Origin of the sequence: Clostridium sp. FP1 (genome assembly GCF_011065975.2) — a bacterium.
Taxonomy (GTDB): Bacteria; Bacillota; Clostridia; order Clostridiales; family Clostridiaceae; genus Clostridium_AD; species Clostridium_AD tagluense.
Genome location: NZ_JAAMNJ020000003.1, coordinates 32555 through 55250 on the forward strand (window position 1 = coordinate 32555; position 22696 = coordinate 55250).

General features: G+C 28.3%; 29 protein-coding genes. 16 read left to right on the forward strand and 13 right to left on the reverse strand.

Annotated elements, in window-relative coordinates; translation table 11 throughout:
- Nucleotides 1-48: 48 nt before the first annotated feature.
- The 4 genes from G9F70_RS25865 to G9F70_RS25880 are packed head-to-tail and all read left to right on the forward strand — an operon-like array spanning nt 49 to nt 3199.
- Nucleotides 49-729 carry an ABC transporter ATP-binding protein gene (locus G9F70_RS25865; RefSeq protein WP_224617955.1) on the forward strand — a complete coding sequence of 227 codons (681 nt, stop codon included), beginning with the start codon at nt 49-51 and terminating at the stop codon, nt 727-729.
- Nucleotides 726-1553, forward strand: coding sequence for a hypothetical protein (locus G9F70_RS25870; RefSeq protein WP_164947329.1), 828 nt, complete (start codon nt 726-728; stop codon nt 1551-1553). The genes G9F70_RS25865 and G9F70_RS25870 overlap by 4 nt, the downstream gene beginning before the upstream one ends.
- Nucleotides 1554-1561: 8 nt before the next feature.
- Nucleotides 1562-2374: a hypothetical protein gene (locus G9F70_RS25875; RefSeq protein WP_164947330.1), complete on the forward strand. Its 813-nt coding sequence runs from the start codon at nt 1562-1564 to the stop codon at nt 2372-2374.
- Nucleotides 2375-2395: 21 nt separating this feature from the next.
- Nucleotides 2396-3199, forward strand: coding sequence for a hypothetical protein (locus G9F70_RS25880; RefSeq protein ID WP_164947331.1), 804 nt, complete (start codon nt 2396-2398; stop codon nt 3197-3199).
- A gap of 662 nt (nt 3200-3861) precedes the next feature.
- Here G9F70_RS25880 and G9F70_RS25885 read toward each other — a convergent pair.
- Together G9F70_RS25885 and G9F70_RS27195 are read right to left on the reverse strand one after the other, a co-directional pair.
- Nucleotides 3862-4431, reverse strand: coding sequence for a flavodoxin family protein (locus G9F70_RS25885; protein WP_164947332.1), 570 nt, complete (start codon nt 4429-4431; stop codon nt 3862-3864).
- Nucleotides 4428-4556: a hypothetical protein gene (locus tag G9F70_RS27195; protein ID WP_263577389.1), complete on the reverse strand. Its 129-nt coding sequence runs from the start codon at nt 4554-4556 to the stop codon at nt 4428-4430. Before G9F70_RS27195 ends, G9F70_RS25885 begins: the two co-directional genes overlap by 4 nt.
- 216 nt (nt 4557-4772) lie before the next feature.
- Here G9F70_RS27195 and G9F70_RS25890 point away from each other — a divergent pair, with 216 nt between their 5' ends.
- Complete coding sequence (locus G9F70_RS25890; RefSeq protein ID WP_164947333.1) at nt 4773-6281, forward strand: YfcC family protein; 1509 nt, start codon at nt 4773-4775, stop codon at nt 6279-6281.
- 242 nt (nt 6282-6523) lie between these two features.
- Here the strand turns inward: G9F70_RS25890 and G9F70_RS27380 are convergent, their stop codons facing one another.
- The 4 genes from G9F70_RS27380 to G9F70_RS25910 form a co-directional block, all read right to left on the reverse strand.
- Nucleotides 6524-7030, reverse strand: a complete 507-nt coding sequence (locus G9F70_RS27380) for an FtsX-like permease family protein (protein ID WP_224617956.1) — start codon at nt 7028-7030, stop codon at nt 6524-6526.
- 72 nt (nt 7031-7102) lie between these two features.
- On the reverse strand, nt 7103-7342 hold the full coding sequence (locus G9F70_RS25900) for a hypothetical protein (RefSeq protein ID WP_224617958.1): 240 nt from the start codon (nt 7340-7342) through the stop codon (nt 7103-7105).
- Between the two features lie 58 nt (nt 7343-7400).
- The gene (locus G9F70_RS25905) at nt 7401-7748 is read right to left on the reverse strand and encodes an SdpI family protein (protein WP_164947334.1); all 348 of its coding nucleotides are present in this window, start codon (nt 7746-7748) and stop codon (nt 7401-7403) included.
- Between the two features lie 290 nt (nt 7749-8038).
- Entirely contained in the window at nt 8039-8350 is a 312-nt protein-coding gene (locus tag G9F70_RS25910) for a hypothetical protein (RefSeq protein WP_164947335.1), read from the reverse strand.
- Nucleotides 8351-8525: 175 nt separating this feature from the next.
- Between G9F70_RS25910 and G9F70_RS25915 the strand changes: the two genes are divergently transcribed.
- The 5 genes from G9F70_RS25915 (at nt 8526) to G9F70_RS25935 (ending at nt 12404) form a co-directional block, all read left to right on the forward strand.
- Nucleotides 8526-9548 carry a replication initiation protein gene (locus G9F70_RS25915; RefSeq protein WP_164947336.1) on the forward strand — a complete coding sequence of 341 codons (1023 nt, stop codon included), beginning with the start codon at nt 8526-8528 and terminating at the stop codon, nt 9546-9548.
- Complete coding sequence (locus G9F70_RS25920) at nt 9548-9949, forward strand: hypothetical protein (protein WP_164947337.1); 402 nt, start codon at nt 9548-9550, stop codon at nt 9947-9949. The genes G9F70_RS25915 and G9F70_RS25920 overlap by 1 nt, the downstream gene beginning before the upstream one ends.
- A 143-nt stretch (nt 9950-10092) precedes the next feature.
- Nucleotides 10093-10311 (forward strand): hypothetical protein, encoded by a 219-nt coding sequence (locus G9F70_RS25925; RefSeq protein ID WP_164947338.1) that lies wholly within the window; start codon nt 10093-10095, stop codon nt 10309-10311.
- A 424-nt stretch (nt 10312-10735) separates the two neighbouring features.
- Nucleotides 10736-11779, forward strand: coding sequence for a replication initiation protein (locus tag G9F70_RS25930; protein ID WP_164947339.1), 1044 nt, complete (start codon nt 10736-10738; stop codon nt 11777-11779).
- Nucleotides 11780-11825: 46 nt separating this feature from the next.
- Nucleotides 11826-12404, forward strand: coding sequence for a Uma2 family endonuclease (locus tag G9F70_RS25935; RefSeq protein WP_224617959.1), 579 nt, complete (start codon nt 11826-11828; stop codon nt 12402-12404).
- A gap of 146 nt (nt 12405-12550) precedes the next feature.
- On the opposite strand, the gene G9F70_RS25940 is transcribed toward G9F70_RS25935, so the two are convergent.
- Nucleotides 12551-12832, reverse strand: a complete 282-nt coding sequence (locus tag G9F70_RS25940; RefSeq protein WP_164947340.1) for a hypothetical protein — start codon at nt 12830-12832, stop codon at nt 12551-12553.
- 290 nt (nt 12833-13122) lie between these two features.
- Here G9F70_RS25940 and G9F70_RS25945 point away from each other — a divergent pair, with 290 nt between their 5' ends.
- A complete protein-coding gene (locus tag G9F70_RS25945) occupies nt 13123-13563 on the forward strand; it encodes a hypothetical protein (RefSeq protein WP_164947341.1) in 441 nt (146 codons plus the stop codon).
- A 367-nt stretch (nt 13564-13930) separates the two neighbouring features.
- Here the strand turns inward: G9F70_RS25945 and G9F70_RS25950 are convergent, their stop codons facing one another.
- The gene (locus G9F70_RS25950) at nt 13931-14452 is read right to left on the reverse strand and encodes a GNAT family N-acetyltransferase (protein WP_164947342.1); all 522 of its coding nucleotides are present in this window, start codon (nt 14450-14452) and stop codon (nt 13931-13933) included.
- A 400-nt stretch (nt 14453-14852) separates the two neighbouring features.
- On the opposite strand from G9F70_RS25950, the gene G9F70_RS25955 reads away from it, so the two are divergent.
- Nucleotides 14853-15065: a helix-turn-helix transcriptional regulator gene (locus G9F70_RS25955; RefSeq protein WP_164947343.1), complete on the forward strand. Its 213-nt coding sequence runs from the start codon at nt 14853-14855 to the stop codon at nt 15063-15065.
- 1 nt (nt 15066) lies between these two features.
- Nucleotides 15067-15810 (forward strand): hypothetical protein, encoded by a 744-nt coding sequence (locus tag G9F70_RS27385; RefSeq protein ID WP_318011026.1) that lies wholly within the window; start codon nt 15067-15069, stop codon nt 15808-15810.
- 573 nt (nt 15811-16383) lie between these two features.
- Here G9F70_RS27385 and G9F70_RS25965 read toward each other — a convergent pair.
- The 3 genes from G9F70_RS25965 to G9F70_RS25975 form a co-directional block, all read right to left on the reverse strand.
- Nucleotides 16384-16578 carry a hypothetical protein gene (locus tag G9F70_RS25965; protein ID WP_164947344.1) on the reverse strand — a complete coding sequence of 65 codons (195 nt, stop codon included), beginning with the start codon at nt 16576-16578 and terminating at the stop codon, nt 16384-16386.
- A gap of 208 nt (nt 16579-16786) precedes the next feature.
- Nucleotides 16787-18379, reverse strand: coding sequence for an ATPase (locus G9F70_RS25970; protein WP_164947345.1), 1593 nt, complete (start codon nt 18377-18379; stop codon nt 16787-16789).
- On the reverse strand, nt 18369-19547 hold the full coding sequence (locus G9F70_RS25975) for an ATP-binding protein (protein ID WP_164947346.1): 1179 nt from the start codon (nt 19545-19547) through the stop codon (nt 18369-18371). The genes G9F70_RS25970 and G9F70_RS25975 overlap by 11 nt, the downstream gene beginning before the upstream one ends.
- Nucleotides 19548-20372: 825 nt before the next feature.
- On the opposite strand from G9F70_RS25975, the gene G9F70_RS25980 reads away from it, so the two are divergent.
- Together G9F70_RS25980 and G9F70_RS25985 are read left to right on the forward strand one after the other, a co-directional pair.
- A complete protein-coding gene (locus G9F70_RS25980) occupies nt 20373-20636 on the forward strand; it encodes a hypothetical protein (protein WP_164947347.1) in 264 nt (87 codons plus the stop codon).
- 314 nt (nt 20637-20950) lie between these two features.
- Nucleotides 20951-21091 carry a hypothetical protein gene (locus tag G9F70_RS25985; protein ID WP_187353017.1) on the forward strand — a complete coding sequence of 47 codons (141 nt, stop codon included), beginning with the start codon at nt 20951-20953 and terminating at the stop codon, nt 21089-21091.
- On the opposite strand, the gene G9F70_RS25990 is transcribed toward G9F70_RS25985, so the two are convergent.
- Both G9F70_RS25990 and G9F70_RS25995 read right to left on the reverse strand, forming a co-directional pair.
- Nucleotides 21050-21313 carry a DUF4184 family protein gene (locus tag G9F70_RS25990; protein WP_164947348.1) on the reverse strand — a complete coding sequence of 88 codons (264 nt, stop codon included), beginning with the start codon at nt 21311-21313 and terminating at the stop codon, nt 21050-21052. The two genes, G9F70_RS25985 and G9F70_RS25990, sit on opposite strands and share 42 nt — an antisense overlap.
- A 75-nt stretch (nt 21314-21388) precedes the next feature.
- Nucleotides 21389-21640, reverse strand: a complete 252-nt coding sequence (locus tag G9F70_RS25995; protein ID WP_224617961.1) for a hypothetical protein — start codon at nt 21638-21640, stop codon at nt 21389-21391.
- Nucleotides 21641-22082: 442 nt separating this feature from the next.
- Between G9F70_RS25995 and G9F70_RS26000 the strand changes: the two genes are divergently transcribed.
- Complete coding sequence (locus G9F70_RS26000) at nt 22083-22568, forward strand: MarR family transcriptional regulator (RefSeq protein ID WP_164947349.1); 486 nt, start codon at nt 22083-22085, stop codon at nt 22566-22568.
- Nucleotides 22569-22696: the final 128 nt, after the last annotated feature.

A 22696-nucleotide genomic window follows, 5' to 3' on the forward strand; every position in this document is an offset into this window, starting at 1 on the left:
ATGTTTAGAGTTAAATAAAATAAGTGTCTAGAAAAGAGGATGAAAACATTGGAAAATAAAAAAATATTGTCTTTAACTGGAGTTTCAAAAAAATTTAAAGGAATAGAAATATTAAAAAATATAAATTTGAGTATAAATAAAGGTGAAGTAGTTGGAATCGTCGGAACTAATGGTTGTGGAAAAACAACATTACTTAGAATAATAATGGGTCTTATCTATCCTAATGAAGGAGAAGTTATTGTTGATGGGAACAAAGTTCTACCAGGACTTTTAGGTGGATTGCCAACCAATGTAGGGGCTCTAATCGAAAATCCAATATTTTTACCGCATTTTACTGGATATACAAATTTACATATGCTGGCATCTATACGTAATGTTATTAATGATGATGATATAAAATCAGTTATTAAACTAGTAGGGTTGGACAATGATAATAAAAAGTCTGTTGGAAAGTACTCTTTAGGTATGAGGCAAAGATTAGGAATTGCACAAGCTATAATGGAAAAGCCAGTACTTGTACTTTTTGATGAGCCTACCAATGGATTAGATTCAAACGGGGTTGAAATATTTTCAAGCATTGTTAAGGAGATGAAAAGTAAAGGCTCAAGTTTTATTATTGTATCACATAGAAAAGAGGAAATTGATAAATTGTGTGATAGCATATACGAAATTGATGGTGGGAGTCTAACTATATTAAGAGGTTTAGATAATAATGAGGGTGCTCAATGATTATTAGCATGATTAAACACTATTTTTGCTTGAATTATAAAAAATGGATTTATGCTTTTGCTATATTATTTGTTTTAGGCATACTCTTAAAATATCTTGCTCTAGAAGATTGTTTACCTAAGGGAGCACCTTTAGTTTTTGGGGATTATCTATTTATTTACTTTTCATATCCATTAGTGATGATTCTGGTTATACCTATACTTTACTGCTATTTGATTGGTGATATATTTACAAAGGATTATGAAGGTGGTTACATAGAATTTTTCTTATCCAGAATATCTAATAGAGTAACATACTTTATATCTAAAGTTGCAATTATATTTATAACATCAAATTTATTATTTTTATGTTGCTTAGTTAATATAATTATTATTTCATTCATATATAAGTTACCATTTAAAGGGAAATGTTATTACGAGGTAGTAACATGCTCAATAAAATCTGGAAATAATATTATTACCACTTTAACGATTCAATATGGATTATTTATTTTAACATTAAGTGCATTAGGACTTTTTATATTAATTATATCGTTGATATTTAATAATTCATTATATAGTTTTATAGGAGTAGTATTACTTGTGCTACAAGGACATAATGCTGTTTTTAAGGATCATTCTAATATATATTTCTCTCCTATTGCTCAAGGAATATTATCACTACATTCTCCATTCTATTTTTATGGGACTTCTGGTATGCCAGATTTGACCTTGAAAAACTTTACAATAAATTATTCAATAAAATATTTTGGGATAATGTTATTACTATTTTTTGTTATAGGGTGTTTTAGGATTAGAAATATGAATATATCTAGGAAGGATTAAGATAGCTAATGAAACAATTAATTATAAATGAACTTTATTCATGCTATAAAAAAAGGAACGCATATGGGATAGTGATTTTATGTTTAAGTATATTACTACAAGTATATATGCTTATAAGCACTAAAAATATAGAGAAAGTGGATGCTATAAGTACAGATGGAATTTTAAAAGTGTGTGGAGGATTAAAAAAGAACTTTTTTTTACCAAACCTATCTCAATGGATGTTATTGATTGGTATTATGCTTTTGATAGTTCACTTTAGCACAAGTATAATTGGTGGCTTTGATACGTTATTATTGATGAGAGCTGGTTCTAAATTAAGATGGTGGATTGCTAAAGTAGTATCACTATTAATAATAAACTTTATTTTTACTATAATGTTAATACTTATAACTAAAATCATATCCAATGTAGCGTTTCCAAGTATTAATAAATGGAGTCAATATACTTACTTATATTATCCTAACATGTATGCTTCAAGTATTAATCCTTATAAAATGGAGATTATCATTTTTTGTATTTTACTCACTGGATTTATTGCCCTAACAACATTATTTCAAACAATAAACTTAATTTTCAATAAGTATGCAAATAGTTATATAGTAATATTAACCTTATGTATAATACTTGGAGTATTATACATGCAGGGAATAATCCCCCGAATATTATCACCAATAAATTATCCATCAACCATAGATATATCTCCAAATATTGGATCATATCTAAAAAGTATTGGAATGAACATTGTATTATTTTTAATAAATATAATTGTTTCGATTGTAGTTGTAACACATAATGATTATATAGTTTCAAAAAATTAGAAATTAAAAGGAGTATCTAATATGGTTAAAAGATTTGTTAAAATAGAATTTAGAAGAATTTGTAGATGGCAAACATTATTAGCTTTTATAATTTTCATGGGAGCTTTTATTCATATATCAGAGATGAATAAACCTAACTTTTCGTTAAATCAAGGTAATTTTTTTATTGGTTATTTTAAAGCTTTATGCGTACCTATGCATAGTTATATGCCTTTAATCTTTCCTTTAATAAGTATATTAATATGTGGTGATTCATTATTTTTAGATTACAAAACAGGGTTTTTCCAATTTTCACTTTCAAGAATAACTCATAAAGAATTTATTAAATATAAAATTATAGCTATATCTTTAGTATCATTTATAGTTACCTTCGGATTTCAACTAGTTGCATTTTTGTACAGTATCTTTACAAATCCATATTATATGCCTACGAAATGTCTTCCAGGGCAGGTATATCCTCACGTTTCCATAGATCTATATGTAAGTAATCCATTTCTTTATATATTTATAGTAATGATATTTTTTAGTATTATTTCTATGTTCATAGCTGTTTTATGTCTTATAACAGCAAATATGTTTAAAAATATATTTGCTGTTCAAAGTATACCTTGGATTATGTTTATATTTGTTGGAGAATTATTAGGATGTATAGGAAATTCAAATGGTATTTTTTATCGTTTTAGTCCACTACAAATGCTTGGGTCCTGTTTATCTTTTGAAGATTATAGTTTTATACAACCTTTTCTATATTGGATTGTACTTTGGATAGTATCATGTTTTGCTACATATAAACTATTCATGAGAAAATTTAGATTAAGTTTGTAACTTTCTGTGTTAGGCATATATATATATGTTCATTTAAATTAGTAGCCTAGAAACTAGGCTACTAATTATCTCAAAAATATAATAACCGATTCCATATAATAGAGATTGTAGTGAAACAAAAGAAAAAACAAATTGCTTAGTTAAATTTAACTGAATGCTTAACAACGTATATAAATCAATACTTTACTTTTTAATAGGGGCTATTGTTATTAACTAAAAAAATATCCCAGTAAGATCATCTATATCTTGCTGGGATACGGCAACGACTAATGTAAAAATAACCTCCTAGAAAATAGCATTAAAAAAGGGTATAGAAAAAAGTGATAATACTACTCCATTGTTAGGGATATCTATTTATATAACGAATATTAAGGAAGAAGTTTTAAGTACAAAGCAGGTTCATGAGTTTTATAGTTTAAGATAGCAGATAGAAATAATTTTTAAAACATGGAAATCCATATTTAGTATACAAGTTGTAAAGTTAGTTAAATCATCATCTGCGATGCTGAAATGTCGTTAAAATAGAACGGTTTCAATATCAGTTTTATGGAAAACTTATTTTGCTACTCATAAGCCCTGCTGTAATGTTTAAAATGAGGACTCCTCATAATAGCTATATTTAATTCACTTAATTTTAAATTTAGTGTGCTATTTAAGAAATATTAACTGTTAATTTTCTTTATTAGCCATGCCATATTTTGTCCTAAATTTTTCATGTTTAGTATACCTTCCTCATCTTTTAAGACATCACCGATTTCTTTTCCATAAACCATATTCCAATAAGTAGAACCTGCTAGTAAAACTTCTTTGTTTAAAAAAAAGTGATTTAAAGTATCTATAGCGGTCATTCCACCACCACGGCGAACTGCAACAACAGAGGCACCTACTTTATATTTAAGCAATTCAGGGTTAGTTGCAATAATAACACCTGAACGTTCAACAAAAGCTTTCATCTTAGATGATATATCAGCTGAGTAAACCGGTGAGCCAAGGATAATTCCGTCCGCCTCAACCATTTTATGAAAACATTCATTAAAAGCATCATCGTTAATAATGCATTCTCTCTTTCCCTTACAAGAAAAACAACCCTTACAGCCTTTAATTTCTTTATCAAATAGTTGTATCAATTCTGTTTGTATATCTTGCTTTTCCAATTCTTTAAACACTGTTTGAATCAATATTGTTGTATTTCCATTTTTACGAGCACTTCCATTTATTCCAATCACCTTCATAAAGCAGCTTCCTTTCTAATTTCACTAATTACTTCATTGATATTTTCAACAATTGTACCTTCTTGCAGATTATCAGCGGTTACTGATGCTTCAATACCAATTTCTCTTTTAATTATAGCATTCAAAGTAATGTTATCAATTTTTGATTCAATATTATCTAATTTTTCTAAAATGAGTTTGTATTTCTGATTGTCCCTTATAATTTCTACTATTGTGAATTAAATTATAAATAAATATACATAAAGCTGAATATTTAGTAATTTTGTAAAATTTTATTAAAAAATGTCGTAAAACTTGTATAATATAATTGTAATGATAAAATTAATTTAGTGGGAAAGAAAATGAGTAAAAAGAAAAAAAGCTTTCCTACGGCATTTACTGTGCTATTTATAGTTCTAATTTTTGCAGCTCTACTTACCTATGTGGTACCAGCAGGTTCATATGCAAAATTAAAGTATGATAATGAAAAAACCGTTTTCACTGTAATAAACCCAGATGCTTCTGTAAAGGAATTACCTGGAACACAAGATACACTAAATAAACTAAAAATCAAGATAGACATAGAAAAATTTAAGGATGGAAGTATTAGCAAACCTGTGGCAATTCCAGACACTTATGAGAAGGTAAAGCAAAACCCTCAAGGTTTATCTAATATAATTCAAGCTCCGATAAAAGGAGTATATGACACCATTGATATTATTATGTTTGTATTCATAATTGGTGGATGTATTGGTGTATTAAATAGCAGTGGAGCTTTTGATGCAGGTATTGCAAGTCTTTCACGTATTACCAAAGGAAAAGAATTTATTTTAATTATTGTAGTTACAATATTGATTTCTATAGGAGGAACCACTTTTGGATTAGCAGAAGAAACCATTGCCCTATACCCAATACTTGTTCCAGTATTTATGGCAGCAGGCTATGATGCAATAGTATGTATTGCTGCACTTTATATGGGATCATCCATTGGTACGATGTTTTCCACTGTAAATCCATTTTCATCAGTTATTGGTTCAAATGCAGCAGGAATAACCTTTACACAAGGGTTAGGAATGAGGGGTGTAGGTTTATTAATTGCAACAACAATAACTATTATTTATATTATGAAGTATGGTAAAAAAATAAAAAATGATCCAACTAAATCTTTAATATACAGCCAAAAAAAAGAAATTGAAGAAAGATTTTTAAAGGGTTATAACGATAAAAAAGTACCAGAATTTACTTTTAGACGTAAATTAATGTTAATTATATTTGCGTTAACTTTTTCTGTAATGATTTGGGGAGTTTCCACTCAGGGATGGTGGTTCACTGAAATGACTGCACTATTTTTAGTTGTAGGCATAGGACTTGGTGTAATTTCAGGACTTGGAGAAAAAGAATTTGTTAACAAATTTATTATGGGGGCCGCTGATTTAGTCGGTGTTGCATTAGTTATTGGAGTTGCAAGAGCAATTAATTTGATTATGGAAAATGGAGTAATTTCTGATTCAATTCTTAATATGGCATCAGGTACAGTTCAAGGAATGAATTCAAAAATATTTATAATTGTAATTCTTTTATTATTTATACTCCTTGGGTTTTTTATCCCTTCATCTTCAGGACTCGCAGTATTGTCAATACCAATTATAGCACCACTTGCGGACACTGTAGGATTGCCAAGAGATATAATAGTAAGTGCATATCAATATGGACAAGGGCTAATATCATTTATAACTCCAACAGGACTTATTTTAGCTACTTTAGCAATGGTAGATGTAACTTATGATAAATGGTTGAAATTTATAATGCCATTAATGGGTTATATTGGAGCACTTGCAGTTGTTATGTTGTTAATTCAAACGGTATTCTAAATAATAAAAAGTAATATAAAAGTACCAACGAATTGGTTATTTAACAATTCATTGGTACTTTTATATTTCCCATCAAATGATTCTGGGGTACGGCCATAGCCATCAAGCTAAGAAAATTATTATCTTACAAAAAAACAATAAAAATGAGCATGCAACATTGTAGGCTCATTTTTATTGTTTTTCATTTTGCTAAAGTAAGCACTACGCTATTTTCTGAACCGCTTACCAACAATATGCCTTTTTTAAATTATTAAGAACTTTTTCATAACCAAAATACGTCCTATAGTAGTTAGAATTATTCCAATAAGTATAAAGCTCCATGACATAGTTGTAAATATAAAAGACGGATTTATAAAATTAATGAACACTGTTGCAAAATAAGAATTTATTTGTTTATATACAAAACTATATAAGAAAAAAATTGCTATTACTGCGGACACTGCTCCTAGAAATCCAATTATCATTCCCTCAAAAATAAATGGCCATCTAATAAACCAATCTGTTGCACCAAGATATTGCATTATACTGATTTCATTAAGTCTCGGATGTATAGCAAGTTTCATTGTACATTTAATTAAATAAAATGTTGCTACAATAAGTATAAGGAAAAGTATCACTCCTATCCATTGAATTGCTTTAATCATTATCAAAATTTTCCTCGGAAAGTTTTGAGTACTGTTAATTTTATTTATACCTTGTAAGCTATTAAGTTGAGAAATTATTTTAGGTATATCATCTGGTCCATTCACTTTAACTATATATGCTGATCGGGGAGTATTTTTTTCAAAAGTAATATAGGTTACAGCATTTGCCGCTTTTATTTATATATATATATTTTGCTGATCAGTAATCTTTATATCATCTTTTAAAGTCACCCGCACTTCGAATTGGGTATAAATACCAATGATTCCCATTTTAAGATTTAATATGAATAGTACAAATATTCCTAAAATAAATAACGTTGACATTATTGTAGCGATGGAGGCAATGCTAGTAGTAGCATTGTTTCTAAGATTTTTTGAAGCATCTTTTAATAATAAATTTAAGGTGCTAATCTTCATAATTGTAAATACTCCTTCGTCTATATACTTTAAATTCATCTTAAAATATAAATAATTTTTATTGATTATTTAAATTTTTTCTGCTTCCATCCATATTAAATAGCTGCGCCAAATGTATTTCCTCAATAACTACAAGAAGTACAACACTTATTAATAATAATAACAGTTGCATTTGTCCTTTATTAATCGCCATTGGTTGAATTATTGACCAAATTCCAAAAATACCATTAATAACTCCAAGTACTATTGCGATAAATCCGCTATGCTTTTGTGATATATTCCAGGTGTCCTGATTTTTCAATGCTAAAGGTGATTTATACCCTACCATCCTATTTATACTTGGTGGATACTTCATTGAGATAAATCCGAATACAATAGAAAATATTGATACTATTACAGAATTCATATGTCTTCCCCCTATATTAATTTATATTTATTTTCTCATTGTTAAATTACAATTATGTCGTATTTTGCAACTACGACCTATTTATTAGTATATCATTATAGTAAATATAATTCTAATTTTTATAAATTATTGCAATATCTACCTCGAAAATCTCATATTATCTATTAAATTTTAACGACATTTCAGAAGGAAATTCTCCTACTTCTATAAGTGGGAGTTACAAGCTACAACAAAAATAAAACAAGAGCATTTTTCTACCCTTGTTGATGAATAATAAATGAAAAGTATAACTATATATTTTTTCTTATTCTAAGTTTATTTGCTATACCAATACTGAATCCACCATAAATTCCACATAGTATAGAATATACAGTATTAGGAATTTCAATTATATATATACCCAATATACCCACCACTAATATAAATACAAGAAAACTACAACCACAAAAAAATGGTTTCCATTCCTGACTTACTTTAAGTTTTAAACTTACTTTATTTGTTATCCCATATTTTTCATCAATTTTGGGATATATAAATAAAATTAATGATAATGGTAATATCATTGGTAAACTAGGTAATAATTTATATAATAACTTACCCATGCTCTCCCCCCCAAAATATATTAATGCAAACGTCTTAAATACAATTACGGATTAACTAAGATTTAAAGACGACCAATTAGTACGAAGCTATGGCTGATTCGTACTTAAAGCGACTAATAAAACGATTTGACGCATTTAGTAGTCGCATGGTAAAATTTATATGGGGGTGCTAACTGTGGTAACTAGAAAAGATTTGTTAAAATATAAAAACTTAATGGTAAAGTCAAATTACATTATTGAATCCTCCTATAAGTTAAGTCTACAAGAGCAAAGACTAATCTGCATACTAACAGCTAAAATAAATAAAGATGATATAGAATTTGCAACTTATAAATTTACGCATTCAGAAATAAACAATATATTATCAAAACATAAGATTAGTTTTAATGAATTAAGCCAGCATATAGACAGTTTAAGAAATAAGGAATTAGTAATTATAAAAGAAGAATCTCTTTTAAAAACAAAATGGTTATCATCAGCGGAGTATTTTAAAGATGGTAGTATTGAATTGTGTTTTGATAATAAATTAAAACCTTACTTACTGCAACTTAAAGAAAGATTTACCAAGGTATCATTGGATAAAGCAATAACATTTAATAGCAATTATTCCTGTAGAATATACGAGTTGTTGAAGCAGTATGAAGGAATTGGAAAGATAACTATAAGTATTGACGCATTAAGAACTATGTTTTGTATTGAGCCTTATGAATATTCTAGATATAACGATTTTAAAAGAAAAGTATTGTTGCAGGCACAAAAGGAGATAAATTTAGATAAAACAGATATATCCTTTGATTTTGAAGGAATAAAGACAGGTAGGAAGGTAACTTCAATTAAATTTTACATAAAGCAAAATAAAGCCATAAGTGAAATAGTGGCTACTTTAGAAGATATTAAACCAAATGATAAGCAAGGTATTTATGATATTAAACTTGTAAAAGAAATTATACATGAACAAATATCAGACATTGAAGCACAAAACATACTAAATATTGCCAATGGAGATATAAATATCATCAAAGAAAAGTATAAATACTCTGAAACAGTACCTAAAATTGGTAATGTGGTGGGTTGGATTATTGATGCAATAAAAAAAGATTATAAGCGAACTAAAGGCAAAGTTAAGGTTGATAACTTCAACAACTATAAGCAGAGAATGTATGATTTAGAAAAGAAATTATTAGGGTGGGATATATAATGGCTAAACTTAAGATGTTTCAATCGAATATGCCAAAAAAGCATAAGATTTATTCGATAATGAGTGAGAATACATCACCTACGGCAATGGTTGATTTTGCTATTTTGCCAACTAAAAATACAAAAAAACTATTTGAAATGATATGGAGCAAATATGATAAAGATACACATTGTTCTATTTTAAATAATGAAGAAATAGCTATTGATAATTTTCATTCTGAATTAAATGTAATTAAATGCATATTTTTTCAAGTATATGCTGTTAACCAATTTGAGGATGACTATGATGAAGTATATATTAAATATCCAATCATTATTAAAATTTCAAAAGTTTCCTTTGAAATAAAAATAGAATTCCATAACAAATTTAAAGAGTTTTTTGATAAATTTTTAGAAATATAGAAAAGCGTAGAGGTTCAAATAATTGCATAAAATTCTAATTAAAGATGTTGCTGCTGGCAAGATAAAGGTTTACCAGGAAGGAGTATAAATCTCCTTCAGAATTCTTTACTATTGTAGAGGGGTTTAAGAATTTAGGCCTTTTTGTGTTACTCAAACTAAGAAAAGCTGGTGTTCAAATTTTTATTGCAACCCATGACTATAATTATGCAAAATATTTTTATATAAAGAGTGCTCCAGGTGATAAACTTAAGTTTTATTCCTTTTTTAAAGATGATAACAATGCTGTTAATTATGTAGAATCAAGTGATTATTCAATGTATCCTATAACGCAAATTGATTATACCTGTAATGAATTACAATAAATGGACATTGGAAAAGTCTTATTATGGGAAAGTAGATTGTAGAGCAGTAATTAATTTTACTGCTTTTTCTTATGGATGCCAACCTAGGTATAATTATCTCTGATTAGTTTGGCATACATATATTCTCCACAACAACAAGACCTCCCCTCTTGTTGTTGTATAGTACAAGTACTTGTATAGTAAATGTATAGTAGGGGTGCTCAAAAGTAAGTCATACCAATATGTACATAGGTTTTAAGGTTACTTAATGTCGGTCATAAGGTTACTCGATGTCGGTCAAATTGAGGGTTTAAGGTTACCTAATGTCGGTCATAGGGTTACTTGATGTCGGTTATGGTTACCTAATGTCGGTTATAGGTTACTTGACAAGTATATAGTAACCCTATATAGTTATATTTTAACAATAGCTTGGAGGCATGATTATATGATTAAAAAGGGGAAACACATTGCAGTAAGACCAAACGAGCTTATTGAAGCTAGATATAACTTATCAGTAAGCCAAAATGATATAATGGATATGGTACTAACAAAGATAGAGGATGATAACAATTATTTATATGAATTGAATATTAACGACTATAAGCATTTGTATAAGACCGATACAAGCAACATTTATAGAAATTTAGAGAAGGCAACTAAGGGCATGGAGGGAACTGGATTCTATTTATTAACCAATAATGATAAAGGTGTAGAAAAAGAAACCTTTTTTGTGTGGTTTGCATCAATCGAATATGTAAGGTCAGAAGGGAAAATAACTTTTGAAATAGGAACCAAACTTAAAGGATTATTGCTTGAAATGAAAAAAAGAATTTATTATAAAATAGAGTATCCTATCAACTTTACCAGTATTTATAGCAAAAGAGTTTATTATTATTTAAAAAGCTTTGAAGATACAGGGTGGAGAATTGATAATTTAGATATATTAAGAAAAAAACTACAATGCCCTAAGAGTTATGAAAAGTATAGTTTTTTTAGGATAAAGGTTTTAGACATGGCAATGAAAGAGATAAATAATTTTAGTGATATATCTTTTAAATTTGAAGAAACCAAGATTGGTCGAAAAGTAACGGGAATTAAATTTATTATAAAGCAAAATCAAAACAATAAAGCCAGGAATGAAATTGCAGCAACATCAGCAGTTCTTCGAGAAGAGATTGGAATACAGCCACAAAAAAATATTGATAATATTAAACTTGTAAAAGCAATAATAAGCGAGGATATAAAAGACCTTGAAGCAATTAAAATTTTTAATATTGCTAGTGGTGATATTAATATAATAAAAGAAAAATATAACATAGTGAGACAATTGAATAATGTAAAGAATTTAGTTGGAACTGTTATAACTGCAATAAAAGAGGATTGGTCATTTCCTAAGGGTAAAGTAAAAGTAGGCACATTCAATGACTACGAGCAAAGATCATATGATTTTATTGAACTGGAAAAGAAGCTATTAGGGTGGGAAAATTAATAAGGAAATGTTAAATTTAAAAAAGAATAGATTGGAGTTGATAACCATGGAGAATAATTTAATAAAAGAGGAATGGATTAACGGAAATATTATGATGTCACCAAGACCTCAATATAACCATGTAGAAATTAACGGTGAACTATACTCTAAGTTAAAAACCTATTTTAATGGTAAATGTAAAGTGGTTATAGAAGGAGCATTATTCTTAACAAAGGATAATCCTAAGGATATAAAAAAAGACCTTAACAAACTAAAAGAGTTGATAAGTGGTAAAGGTGCAGAACTGGTTCCAGATGTTGCAGTATATTGTGATAAAGAACAGATATTTAAAAGAGGATTTTTAGGAGTACCACAATTAGTAGTAGAGGTTTTAAGTCCCAGTAATTCAGAAGATGATACAATAAAAAAGAAAGATATTTATGAAAACTTTGGTGTTCCCGAATACTGGATTGCATCCCCTATGTCAAAGAAAGTATATGTATATAATTTAGAAGACAGTAGATATAAATTAGCTGGAGAATATAAATTTTTAGAACAAGACATAAAATCAAGTAGATTTGATGATTTGGTTGTAGATATAAAAAATATTGATTTGTTTGAGTATAATGAAGATGATGATATTTAGATTCTAAGGTGGTATTTTACTGCCTTTTTGCTGAATTGCTGCACACCCTCTATATCTTAATATTGTCACTAACAAAAATATTATTAGCGTTTTGATAAATAATATTTTTGTTAGTTTTTTTGATTTTACAAGATAAAAAAGGTTATTTACTCTGATAAAACACCAGCTTCTTTTAGTGTTTTATAAATTATTTTATTTTCTCTTAAGTCCTGTTGCATTTCATTACTATTTTTAGTGATAGTAATGGTGTTTTTAGATAAATCACTAATCATAAATTCAGGTGGAAAACATGATTTCATTGGACTAATTGGAAAACCAGCACAATATATTCTTTTTCCATTAGCCGTTATTAAGACAGCATCAAATTCTTTTGCACCAAGTTGATTACTTCCTGTAAAATTTTTAATTCCTCCTTCATCGAGAAACATACCATTATTTACTATATTATGATACATAAGATATAAAAATTCAATACATTGGGATTACGAAACTATTAGTTAATCTCGGATAATATTCCGGAAAAATATATATTCTTAGGTATCATTTAAATAAATCCTATGTAAATTATTTGCTTTTGTTTTGTTTGTTTAAAAAAATTTTGCATTATTATTAATATTTAAACTTATTTGTGTAATTTATTCTGTATTTGTATTACGATTTTGTATCAAAAATCACTAGAACAAAGGCATACTGGGGGGCGCTAATTTATTTTAAGGGGGTGCTAATTATCATTAGTACAAAAATATATATAAAAGGTATATTGCTTTTTACATGTTTAATTTCTATATCTATAATATTATTGGGATGTAATATTCAAAAACAAAGCCAGAATCAAATTAAGTTTGGCTCTTTTGAAAAAAATAATATCAGCAGCTTTAAATTACACAATGTAGGGTCAGAGCAAAAAGAAATTAAAAATAAGTCAGATAGGAACAAGATAATTGATTTAATTAATAGTGTGAGTATTACAAAGTCAGGTGTAGAACCCCGCGCTGGAAGTCGTTGTAGTGTTACAATAACATACTCAAACGGACAGAAGTTTTCAATAAGTTTTTTGGCTTCAACTATATATTATTCAATTGGTGATAAAGAGGGGACTTTTTATGATATAGATAAAAATATTGTTGAGGATTTAAGTAACTATTATGATAGAAATTAGATACATAGAGTTAAATATTAATTTATAATATTCATATTTAACGTCATAACAGGCACAAGCCAGTAACTCCATTCTTGATCTATAGTTTATCGAAATGGAGAATACTGTCTTATGGGTGTTTTTTACATGAATCGTTGCATTACGTTTTCGATATGATATGTTACATTTAACGACATTTCAGAAGGAAAGTCTCCTACTTCTATAAGTGGGGGTTACATGCTACAACAAAAAGAAAACTTCAGTGGGAATCTAAATCTCCTTCTGAAGTCGTTAATATTGCAGCTTCGAAGAAGATAAACAGCTACGCAGGTGATGATTTAACTTATTAAGGGATTGTTTTTCAGTCTAAGAATATTGTGCAAGAAACTTAGCGGAGGTTAATCCAATATATTTGTTGTTCTTTACCTTCATGGAAATTTCCGCCTGTTAATATACCACCGCAACTCATCGCAGTCTGACTTGAAGCAATATTATCTTTATCACAGATAATCATTACTTTTGGAATTTTCATATCTTTTGCAATTTCTAAAACAAGTAATAATTGTTGCTTACCATAACCTTTTTTTCGTTCAGTTGGACGAATGCCATAGCCTATTTGTCCTCCATGTTTTTCTAATTCATCAGTTAAAAAGTGACGGAGTTGAATAGTACCTATAATTCTATTATCAGATTTTCTTACAGAAAAGAATGTGCTGGCATGAACATTATTGCGAAGTTTATCTTTCTCAATTGAAAGAACAATTTCAAGCCATTCATCAAAATCATTATAACGGGCTAGGCCACAACTACCATTGATATTAGTTTCCTCAAAGTCTAAATACTCTTGTTTGTATTCCAGAATTTTTTCTTCTAAAACCTTTGATGGGTTTACTAAAATTAATTCACTCAATTTAATACCTTCCTCCCTATATTATAAATAATATGCAGTTCGTCTTATTCTAGGACTGCAAAACAATTTATAGATAGATTGTACCATTTAATGCCATAAAATAACATTCAATATACTAAAGCTTATAGTGAATAAAAACAATACATTCAACCGAGTAATTGCTTAGTTAAATTTAACTGACTGCTTAACAACACCTATAAATCAATGCTTGTGATGCAAAATCATCGCTAAGATTTACATTTGGAGAAAAAAATACTAAAGAACAACCAAATTAATACTTTATAAGTATTAATATTAAAAAATGGATTAATTTTTCAATAATTACTTGAACTCCCTCCCTATGTATACTAAACTATACATAGGGAGGGGGTTCATTATATTATAGTTAAGAGGTATTAAAATGAAAAACACTGTTTTTAATAAGGTTAAATATAAGCGTACTAGTTTTAATTTCACACAAGAACAATTGGCAAATATTGTAGGTGTGACACGTCTTACGATTATTTCTATTGAAAAACAAAAATATGAACCATCTATAGGGTTAGCAATTAAACTTTCTAAAGCATTAAATTGTAATGTTGAAGACTTATTTATGTTAGAAGGAGAAAGTTAAAATGACTTATTTATTTCGTTTTTTATTAAAGATAATTTTACTAGTTATTCTACTTTTAAAAAGCTTTTCTATGTTTAATTATCACTTATATATTAGTGGAAAGGGTGGAACTCAGGTATTACTATTATTATCAATTATTTTACTGATTAACTTAATATATGAATGCATTTTATTAAAGAAAAAGAATACTTGGTATTATTTAATAAAAGATAGTGATGAAAGAACTCAAAAGTTTGCTTTCAAGGCTGGGTATATTACATTCTGGATAAATATGATTGGAATTTCACTTATATTTATTTTGTATTCTTCTCAGAATACTAACACAGTAAAACCTCTTAATCTTGTAGGAGGTTTATTGGTACTAGAAATTCTAATATATAATATTATTAAATATTATTATATTCATAACGAATTAAGTTTAGGTATGAATATTGATAGCGATACCAATGATAAAAATAAAGTATGTGAAATAAAATCAGTAAATGGAAAAATTTCAATAGGTATATCAATTATTCTTATACTTCTTATACTAAATCTAATTTTTGAAATTATGCCTATAAGAAAAATAGAGGGTCTTCCTATATTACTGCCTTTATTTATAAGTCCAATTGGAATTTTATTAGGTATTATTCCATTAAGGATTCATAAAGATAAACTTGCTTTAATTGGGGTAATAACAAATATGTTACTATGGTTGGTTCCAATTGCATACTTTACTATTGGTACACTTATATTTGGACCTTAAGTCTATAGATTTAATCTACTATACTCTGATATGTATTTTATTTAGGGGTACGGCAACATAGCCATCAAGCTAAGAAAACTCCATTCAAATAATGGGTTACCACCCAGTCAATTCTTCCCTTATGCACTCATTTTGGGTACATAAAGAATATTATTCTTTATGCCTCGCTAACTAGATGACATCTATACCCCCTTCAACCAACAATAAAAAGCCAAAATAATAAAAACACTAATAATTAGTATAAATACTTTGTTGCTAAGTTTTATTTTATTATATTTAATGTGTTCGCTAAAAAACTGAAATATTAGATCAATTAGTATAATATAAATCCCTTCTCCCATAATATTAAATTTTCAATGCCAATAGTATACTTCAGTAAAAGAGATAACCCCATGCTATTTCTTTTACAATAATTAAAGAAATTATAGTTCTATTTTCACGTAAAAACAGCCTCAAGACAATAGCCTTATTTTTGATTTATAGTTCATCAAAAATGAAAAATGCTGTCTTGTGGCTGTTTTTTTACATGTTATCTATACTAAGAGAGCCTGAAATGAATAATCCAGACTGAATCTACCTAAAGATAGTAGTATTCTCTGCATAAAGACTTATATATCCACAGTCTAAACATACATATTTAATTATTTTTGAACTTGGTGGATTCAATGAGAATTTATTTCCAGTATCTATTACGGTAAATGCTCCTTTTGTTACAATATTTACTTCTTTTAATTCTTCAGATTGACAAGCAATACACTTTTTATTCATATGAATATCCTCCCTCATTAATATAATTAGGATTAGCATACAACAAAACAATATCATCTACATTAACATATGTATAGGATAATTAAGCGAACAACATAAAAATCGTATTATTCGGTACTTAATATGCTTATATGCCATTCAATACAATTTTTATGTCTTTCAATACAATTCTATTGACAATTAATTAATTGTTAGATTTAACATATTTTTACTTGTATTTTTCTTCTATCTTCTTAACTTCTTCAATAATCTCTTCAACAGTTTCCTCTAATTCCTCAGCAACTTTTTTATACTCAATTTCAAATTCTTGATTCTGATTTTTCATAAAATACATTAAAGCATAATAAGTGGGTTTAAATTTATCCTTTAGTTTAAATTCAATTTCATTAAAGAGTTTAAATAAGGAGTTGTATTGTTTTTTAGCCATTAAGAATATTAAGTATTCATTAATAATCTTATTATATTCCTCTGTACTATTAGCCAACTGTAAAAATAAATGGGCTTTTTCTAAAGATTCTTCTATTAGATCATTACAAAGTAAGCTTGCAGCTAAAGTATAAGTAACATCAAACTCATTTTCATATACTTCTTTAGTTTTTAATGTATTCATATAAATAAGTGCTATTTCCTCTCTACTGCACCAAGTTTCAAGAAAATGTACAAGCCATTGCACCTTATGTTTTTCTTTTTTTCCGCCAAACCTCATTAGATACCATATGTTAAAGAATCGTTCTGTGATTTGGTACATATAATTTTTCTTATTTATAGCGATTTTAGTTATTACTCCGTTTTTCTCTAATTGATTAAGTTGGGCTGATACTTCTTTGCTTTGCATTCTTATTTTGCCCGCTATCTCTTTTGTAGTTATGGCATCCCAGTTTAAGGCTATAACATCAGCAATCTCCTGCTGCACTGGAGATAAATTATCCATTCTGTGTTTATAAAGAGGTGTTACCCTATCTAATAATGTTTCTAGTTCTTTAAAAGCATTTCCACCGCTATTTACAAAAATATCAAAAAGTAATATCATGGTTCTTGGCACACCACCGGTTAGCCGTCTTAGAGCTTCTATTTTTCCTTTATTACTTTTAAGTACCTCATTTATATCCTTCTTATCGAAAATTTCACCTAATTTCCCAAGAAATTCTTTGGTTTCTTCTGCATTTAAGCCTTTTAATCTTATGGGCTTAAAGAAGTCATAGAAGGGTTTACCGTAATCAAAAGTAAATTCTAAAACCTCAGAGGATGCTCCTATAATTCGAATTTCTGCAGAAGTTAAGAGGATTTCTCTAAGTTTTTGCTGCTCCTTAAGTTTAAACTTCTTTAATATATCGGAAATATTATCTATAAAAAGTATTAATTTTTTATTTTTTTCTTTAAGTTTTTGCTCAAGGATTTTAAAGCATATATCTTCGTAGTCATCGAATTCTGAATATTTTTCCATTTCATCATAAAGTCCTAAAAACTCACTACCCTCCATTTCAAGATGCTGTGCTGCTACCTCCCAAAGTTTAAATAGTTTACGGATATTGTACTGCTCCTCAGGAAATATAACAGGAATAAGCCTCTCTTTTAATTCCTTATCTCTTTTTATTTCAAAGTATATTCTTTTTAACAAGGTTGTTTTACCATAGCCTCTTTGAGCTTCTATGATGTAATGTTGTTCTGGGTATTTCATCTCAGAATTTTTTATATCTTTAAAAATTCTTTGAAACTCTTTTTTCCTTACTACAAACCTATCAACTAATTCCTGCTCTGTTAGACTATTAGGATTATAAAGACTTAAACTATTAGTTTGCAATTTTTTTACACCACCACATTCTTAATATAGGAGAAGTAAATGTATATATTTTTACATCCTCATCATTATTATTTATATATCCGTCATCTACAAGAGCATTTATAAGCTCTTTATATGTTTGTTCAAGATTATATTTCACAGCTAAATCATGTATTTCATTATAGGTTATCTTCTTAGTTTCACCCATAGATATTATGTTTAATAGTTCTATAATGAACTTGTAATCATTATTTTTGTACACGCTAAGCCTCTCATGCCAACTGCTAAATTTATTATTTTCCTCTATCATACGTTTAATTGCTATATCAACTGATTTATTATATATAGCAGGTGATTTCTCCTCATCATAAATGTCCTGAATTTTATCCATAGCAAGTTGAATATAAAAAGGGTTTAACCATTTAATTTCGTAAAGCATATGGTTTATAGTATTATCGTCCATTGTAAAATCAAGCCCTTTAAGTAGTATATTTATAAAATCTTTTCCTTCTGATAGGCTTAGCGGGGTGACTTTTAATATATCCAGATCATTTATAGACTTTGAAGAGTCCATTCGTCTTGCAATGCTCTCAAGACTTATTGAGCCAGTATATATGAATTGAAATTTAGTATTTATATCACCGTTTTGTCTTAAGGCCCTATTACTTTGAAGAAGTTTAACTGCATATATGGTGCCTTCTTTTTCTTGAATATTTTGTATGGTTTGAGCAAATTCATCTATCATTATAATTAATTTATGTCCTTCTAAATCAATAGATTTCATAATTTCTATAAATTTTTCATAATAATTGAATTCAACTTTTTTGCCAAACTTAACGGAGTCTATACCAATTTCATCTATGCTTTTAGCAAAGTTTTTTATTGCATCTTTAAATATGTTTAAAGCTTTATCCTTAATCTTTATAGAATCACAATTTAAAATAGCCTTTACAATTTCCTCATAATACTTATTTTCACTATATACTGACTCAGTGATTATATAGACTACATAGTATTTATCATTAGGATTATCTTCTATATGCCTCATCAAAGATGTTTTTCCAACTCTTCTTGGAGCTGAAATTATAATACTGCTTTCGGAATCAATTTTTCTCCATAATTTATCTATTAAAATAGATCTTTTAAAAAAATTATCTCCTCTTGCAGCTTGGCCTGTTATAATTTTCATAATTAGCACCCCTATCGTTATTCCTTATATTTACAATAATACTTGACAAAAATTGTTTTGTCAAGTATTTTAACAAAAATTTTCTTGTCAGATTTATATTGTGACCTCAAGATAATTTCTAATAACCAGTTATTGAATTCTAAAGAATTTTGATTTTACTAATTATAATAATTAAGAAGAATTTCTATCCGCAAAAGAAAACTCTTCCCCACATCAATCATCTGCAGGATATAAATCCTATGTAGAACTTGTTAATGAAATGAAGGAAAGAGAAAGCAGAAGTAAGCTTGCAAATGATATATTAAAACATGCATTAGGTATTACATAAATTAATATAGTTTTTAATATATTAGAAATTATATTAATTATAAATTTAACTAAGCAATTATGCTTTTTAATGGAACCACTTGTGGCAAAAACCTTAGAACATCTACATAATAAAGCTCGAGTTTTCATTAATAACGCGAACTGTCAGTTATTTATATTTTGAGCAATAACCTTGCAGGAGTGAAACCAAAAGTGCAAGGAATTTTATTTCTAAAGATAATTTGTTTACTTTATCCAAATCTTCTTTTTGATGTATCCCATTTATATTCATTTTGTATTCCACGTCAGGCGAAACCACCATAATAGCATAATGTATTTATTTTGGAGATTAGGAAAGTATATCTATTTTTAGAAAACAATCAAAGATCAGAAGGATTATAAATACATTTGTGGAATTACAGTTAATAGTTTTTATCAGCTCACCATCTGAATACAAACCTATTCATTATGCGAAGCAAGAATACTTTATATTAATTGGTATTTGGGGGTGAAGGTTATATGAAGGAAATATTGAGAGTTTGCACCTTACTCGCTGCTTTTTTTGCTATGGTACTAGGATTTTTGAATATGATAGGGATTATTACAACTCAATGGGCTTGGATAAGTTTTGCCGGGATTTTACTAGCGATTTTAATGAGTCGTGAACAATTTTCAATAAAGGGAGAACCAAATAAAACAAAGAATGCTCGTATTCTCGGAATCGGTTGGTTACTGACTGGTGCTGTGAGTCTTTTAGCGTTTATAAAGAGTGTTTTAAAATAAAAATTATAATCATTATCTTTAGCAATTAATATATCATATTCTTATATGTCGGTGCGACAAGAAGTCGCTAATTAGTAGTGTTTAGTGAGAAACTGCGTTAGTTACTAAACGTATCCCCGTTCGAAACTGCACCCCCAGTAGCAACAAAAACTGTTTCAATTTTTGTAAGGGGTCTGCCTAGCCAACAAATCCGACAACTGAGATATGTAATAGTTTTCAAAAATGGTATTTAATTATATGATTTTTCTACTGATTAAGTCGCAACTGTAAATAATTGCGACTTAATGACAAAATAAATTTTCGGGGGAAATATTATGTATCAATATTATAAGGGTTTGATTATTAGAGAAGGAGCAGATGGGCTTAAATCGGATATGATTAAGAGAATGTACACCGAGGTTGGTTGGGTGGCTTCAAATCAACCACAATGGCAAGATGAAAAGTACGAAATCTGATGCGTCAAATATAATTGAAGGAATATCAAATGTAAATACTCCTTTTAATGTATGACCATCATATGGAAGGAATATTTCCGAGAATTTGTTTCCCATATATGGAATATAACTTTGGAAATCGGGTGACATACTTCTTAATATAAGTGCAGATAAATTAAACATATTAGGTTTTTTATTTTTCAAAGATAGTATTACTGCGGGGTGAGCTAATGTAAATGCCACGTATAAGACCTCCCTATTTAATTAACATAACCGTATATTTGAAATTTGCGTACTAATTTTGTTCATTATTATTTTTTAGCCTATCTGTTCTAATTTATTCATCCACCAATCTTTATCAAAATATAAATGTCTAACTAGAACCATAACAATATATTCACTGTTCACTTCTATAATCTGAGATGTGCCTGTATATACTAGATCTATATATAAGTTAAATGGTTTAACTTTTCTTTGCACTATATTTTCAAACTCATTAATATATGTATAGATTCTTTCATCACCAAATCCTTCAAGATATGAAAGTGCATTTTTGCCTCCACCAACCATTTCCCACCATTGTATAAAAAGTTGCCATGAATTTTTACAGTATTCTCTTAATTCACAATAATATATATTCGATTATACCGTTATTACCATAAATTATGTATACTTACAATTGTTTTAAAATGTGTAATAGCCTCACACTGAAAGTAACTCAATTGGTATTGTGTAAATTTAGTATAGTTTTATTTAAATAAATTATCATTTTGCTTTTTAGTTTTTGAGTCCCTATATGCAAGAAAACCTGTAGCAATTTAAGGATAAGCTGATTCTTGTGTTTGATCAGGGTAATCCTGATTCCAGCCTGTTTCAGACGTATTATGATTACACGAAAAAAATGTTTCAGAGATGTAGCTCAATTATTAAAATAATCACTTTAACATTGTTGAAATAGAAACAAAAGTGTACTATAATATTGTTAATACACCAACAGGTGGGAGGACAAGATATGAACAAAGAAGAACAGGTTTTAATGGGTTTCAGGGACATATACAACAAGACGGTTTCGCTTAATAAGCCTAAGATGAAAGACAGTTTTAAGGGTTATAACTCTTTTGAAGTACATTGCATAGAATACATTGAAAGAAATGTAGATTCCAACGTGACAAAACTTGCGGAGTCCTTTTATGTGACTAGGGGTGCCATAAGTAAACTAACTAAGAAGCTCATAAAAAAAGGCATTATCGAAAGCTACCAGAAGCCAAATAACAAAAAAGAAATCTATTTTAGGCTTACGGAGCAAGGGAAAGTAATTAACAAAGTCCACGAGGAACTGCATAAAGAGTTTCAAGAGCGGGATAAAGCCGTATTTGAGCAGGTAACAGAGAAGCAATTTGATATCATGCTTAGCTTCGTGGAAAAGTATAATAGGCATTTGGATGAAGAAATAAAGAAGCAAGGTATAGATATAACAAATCGAAATGATTTTGAATAATGGGCTTGTATCAAAAATTAGCCTAAACGGGGCTGTATCAAAACGCTTAAACATCAGCATATGATACAGCTCCATTTTATTGTTGACAAAGAAACAATAAAATGATAAAGTAGTTATGTTTCCTAGGA

Coding starts and splice junctions, on each gene's coding strand:
- G9F70_RS25930 (WP_164947339.1), top strand. CDS start 10,736: ATGATTAAAAAGGGGAAACACATTGCAGTAAGACCAAACGAGCTTATT.
- G9F70_RS25920 (WP_164947337.1), top strand. CDS start 9,548: ATGGCTAAACTTAAGATGTTTCAATCGAATATGCCAAAAAAGCATAAG.
- G9F70_RS25910 (WP_164947335.1), bottom strand. CDS start 8,350: ATGGGTAAGTTATTATATAAATTATTACCTAGTTTACCAATGATATTA.
- G9F70_RS25875 (WP_164947330.1), top strand. CDS start 1,562: ATGAAACAATTAATTATAAATGAACTTTATTCATGCTATAAAAAAAGG.
- G9F70_RS25870 (WP_164947329.1), top strand. CDS start 726: ATGATTATTAGCATGATTAAACACTATTTTTGCTTGAATTATAAAAAA.
- G9F70_RS25885 (WP_164947332.1), bottom strand. CDS start 4,431: ATGAAGGTGATTGGAATAAATGGAAGTGCTCGTAAAAATGGAAATACA.
- G9F70_RS25965 (WP_164947344.1), bottom strand. CDS start 16,578: ATGAATAAAAAGTGTATTGCTTGTCAATCTGAAGAATTAAAAGAAGTA.
- G9F70_RS25890 (WP_164947333.1), top strand. CDS start 4,773: ATGAGTAAAAAGAAAAAAAGCTTTCCTACGGCATTTACTGTGCTATTT.
- G9F70_RS25975 (WP_164947346.1), bottom strand. CDS start 19,547: ATGAAAATTATAACAGGCCAAGCTGCAAGAGGAGATAATTTTTTTAAA.
- G9F70_RS25900 (WP_224617958.1), bottom strand. CDS start 7,342: ATGAAGATTAGCACCTTAAATTTATTATTAAAAGATGCTTCAAAAAAT.
- G9F70_RS25940 (WP_164947340.1), bottom strand. CDS start 12,832: ATGTTTCTCGATGAAGGAGGAATTAAAAATTTTACAGGAAGTAATCAA.
- G9F70_RS25905 (WP_164947334.1), bottom strand. CDS start 7,748: ATGAATTCTGTAATAGTATCAATATTTTCTATTGTATTCGGATTTATC.
- G9F70_RS27385 (WP_318011026.1), top strand. CDS start 15,067: ATGACTTATTTATTTCGTTTTTTATTAAAGATAATTTTACTAGTTATT.
- G9F70_RS25995 (WP_224617961.1), bottom strand. CDS start 21,640: ATGGTTGGTGGAGGCAAAAATGCACTTTCATATCTTGAAGGATTTGGT.
- G9F70_RS25935 (WP_224617959.1), top strand. CDS start 11,826: ATGGAGAATAATTTAATAAAAGAGGAATGGATTAACGGAAATATTATG.
- G9F70_RS26000 (WP_164947349.1), top strand. CDS start 22,083: ATGAACAAAGAAGAACAGGTTTTAATGGGTTTCAGGGACATATACAAC.
- G9F70_RS25985 (WP_187353017.1), top strand. CDS start 20,951: ATGTATCAATATTATAAGGGTTTGATTATTAGAGAAGGAGCAGATGGG.
- G9F70_RS25980 (WP_164947347.1), top strand. CDS start 20,373: ATGAAGGAAATATTGAGAGTTTGCACCTTACTCGCTGCTTTTTTTGCT.
- G9F70_RS25955 (WP_164947343.1), top strand. CDS start 14,853: ATGAAAAACACTGTTTTTAATAAGGTTAAATATAAGCGTACTAGTTTT.
- G9F70_RS25880 (WP_164947331.1), top strand. CDS start 2,396: ATGGTTAAAAGATTTGTTAAAATAGAATTTAGAAGAATTTGTAGATGG.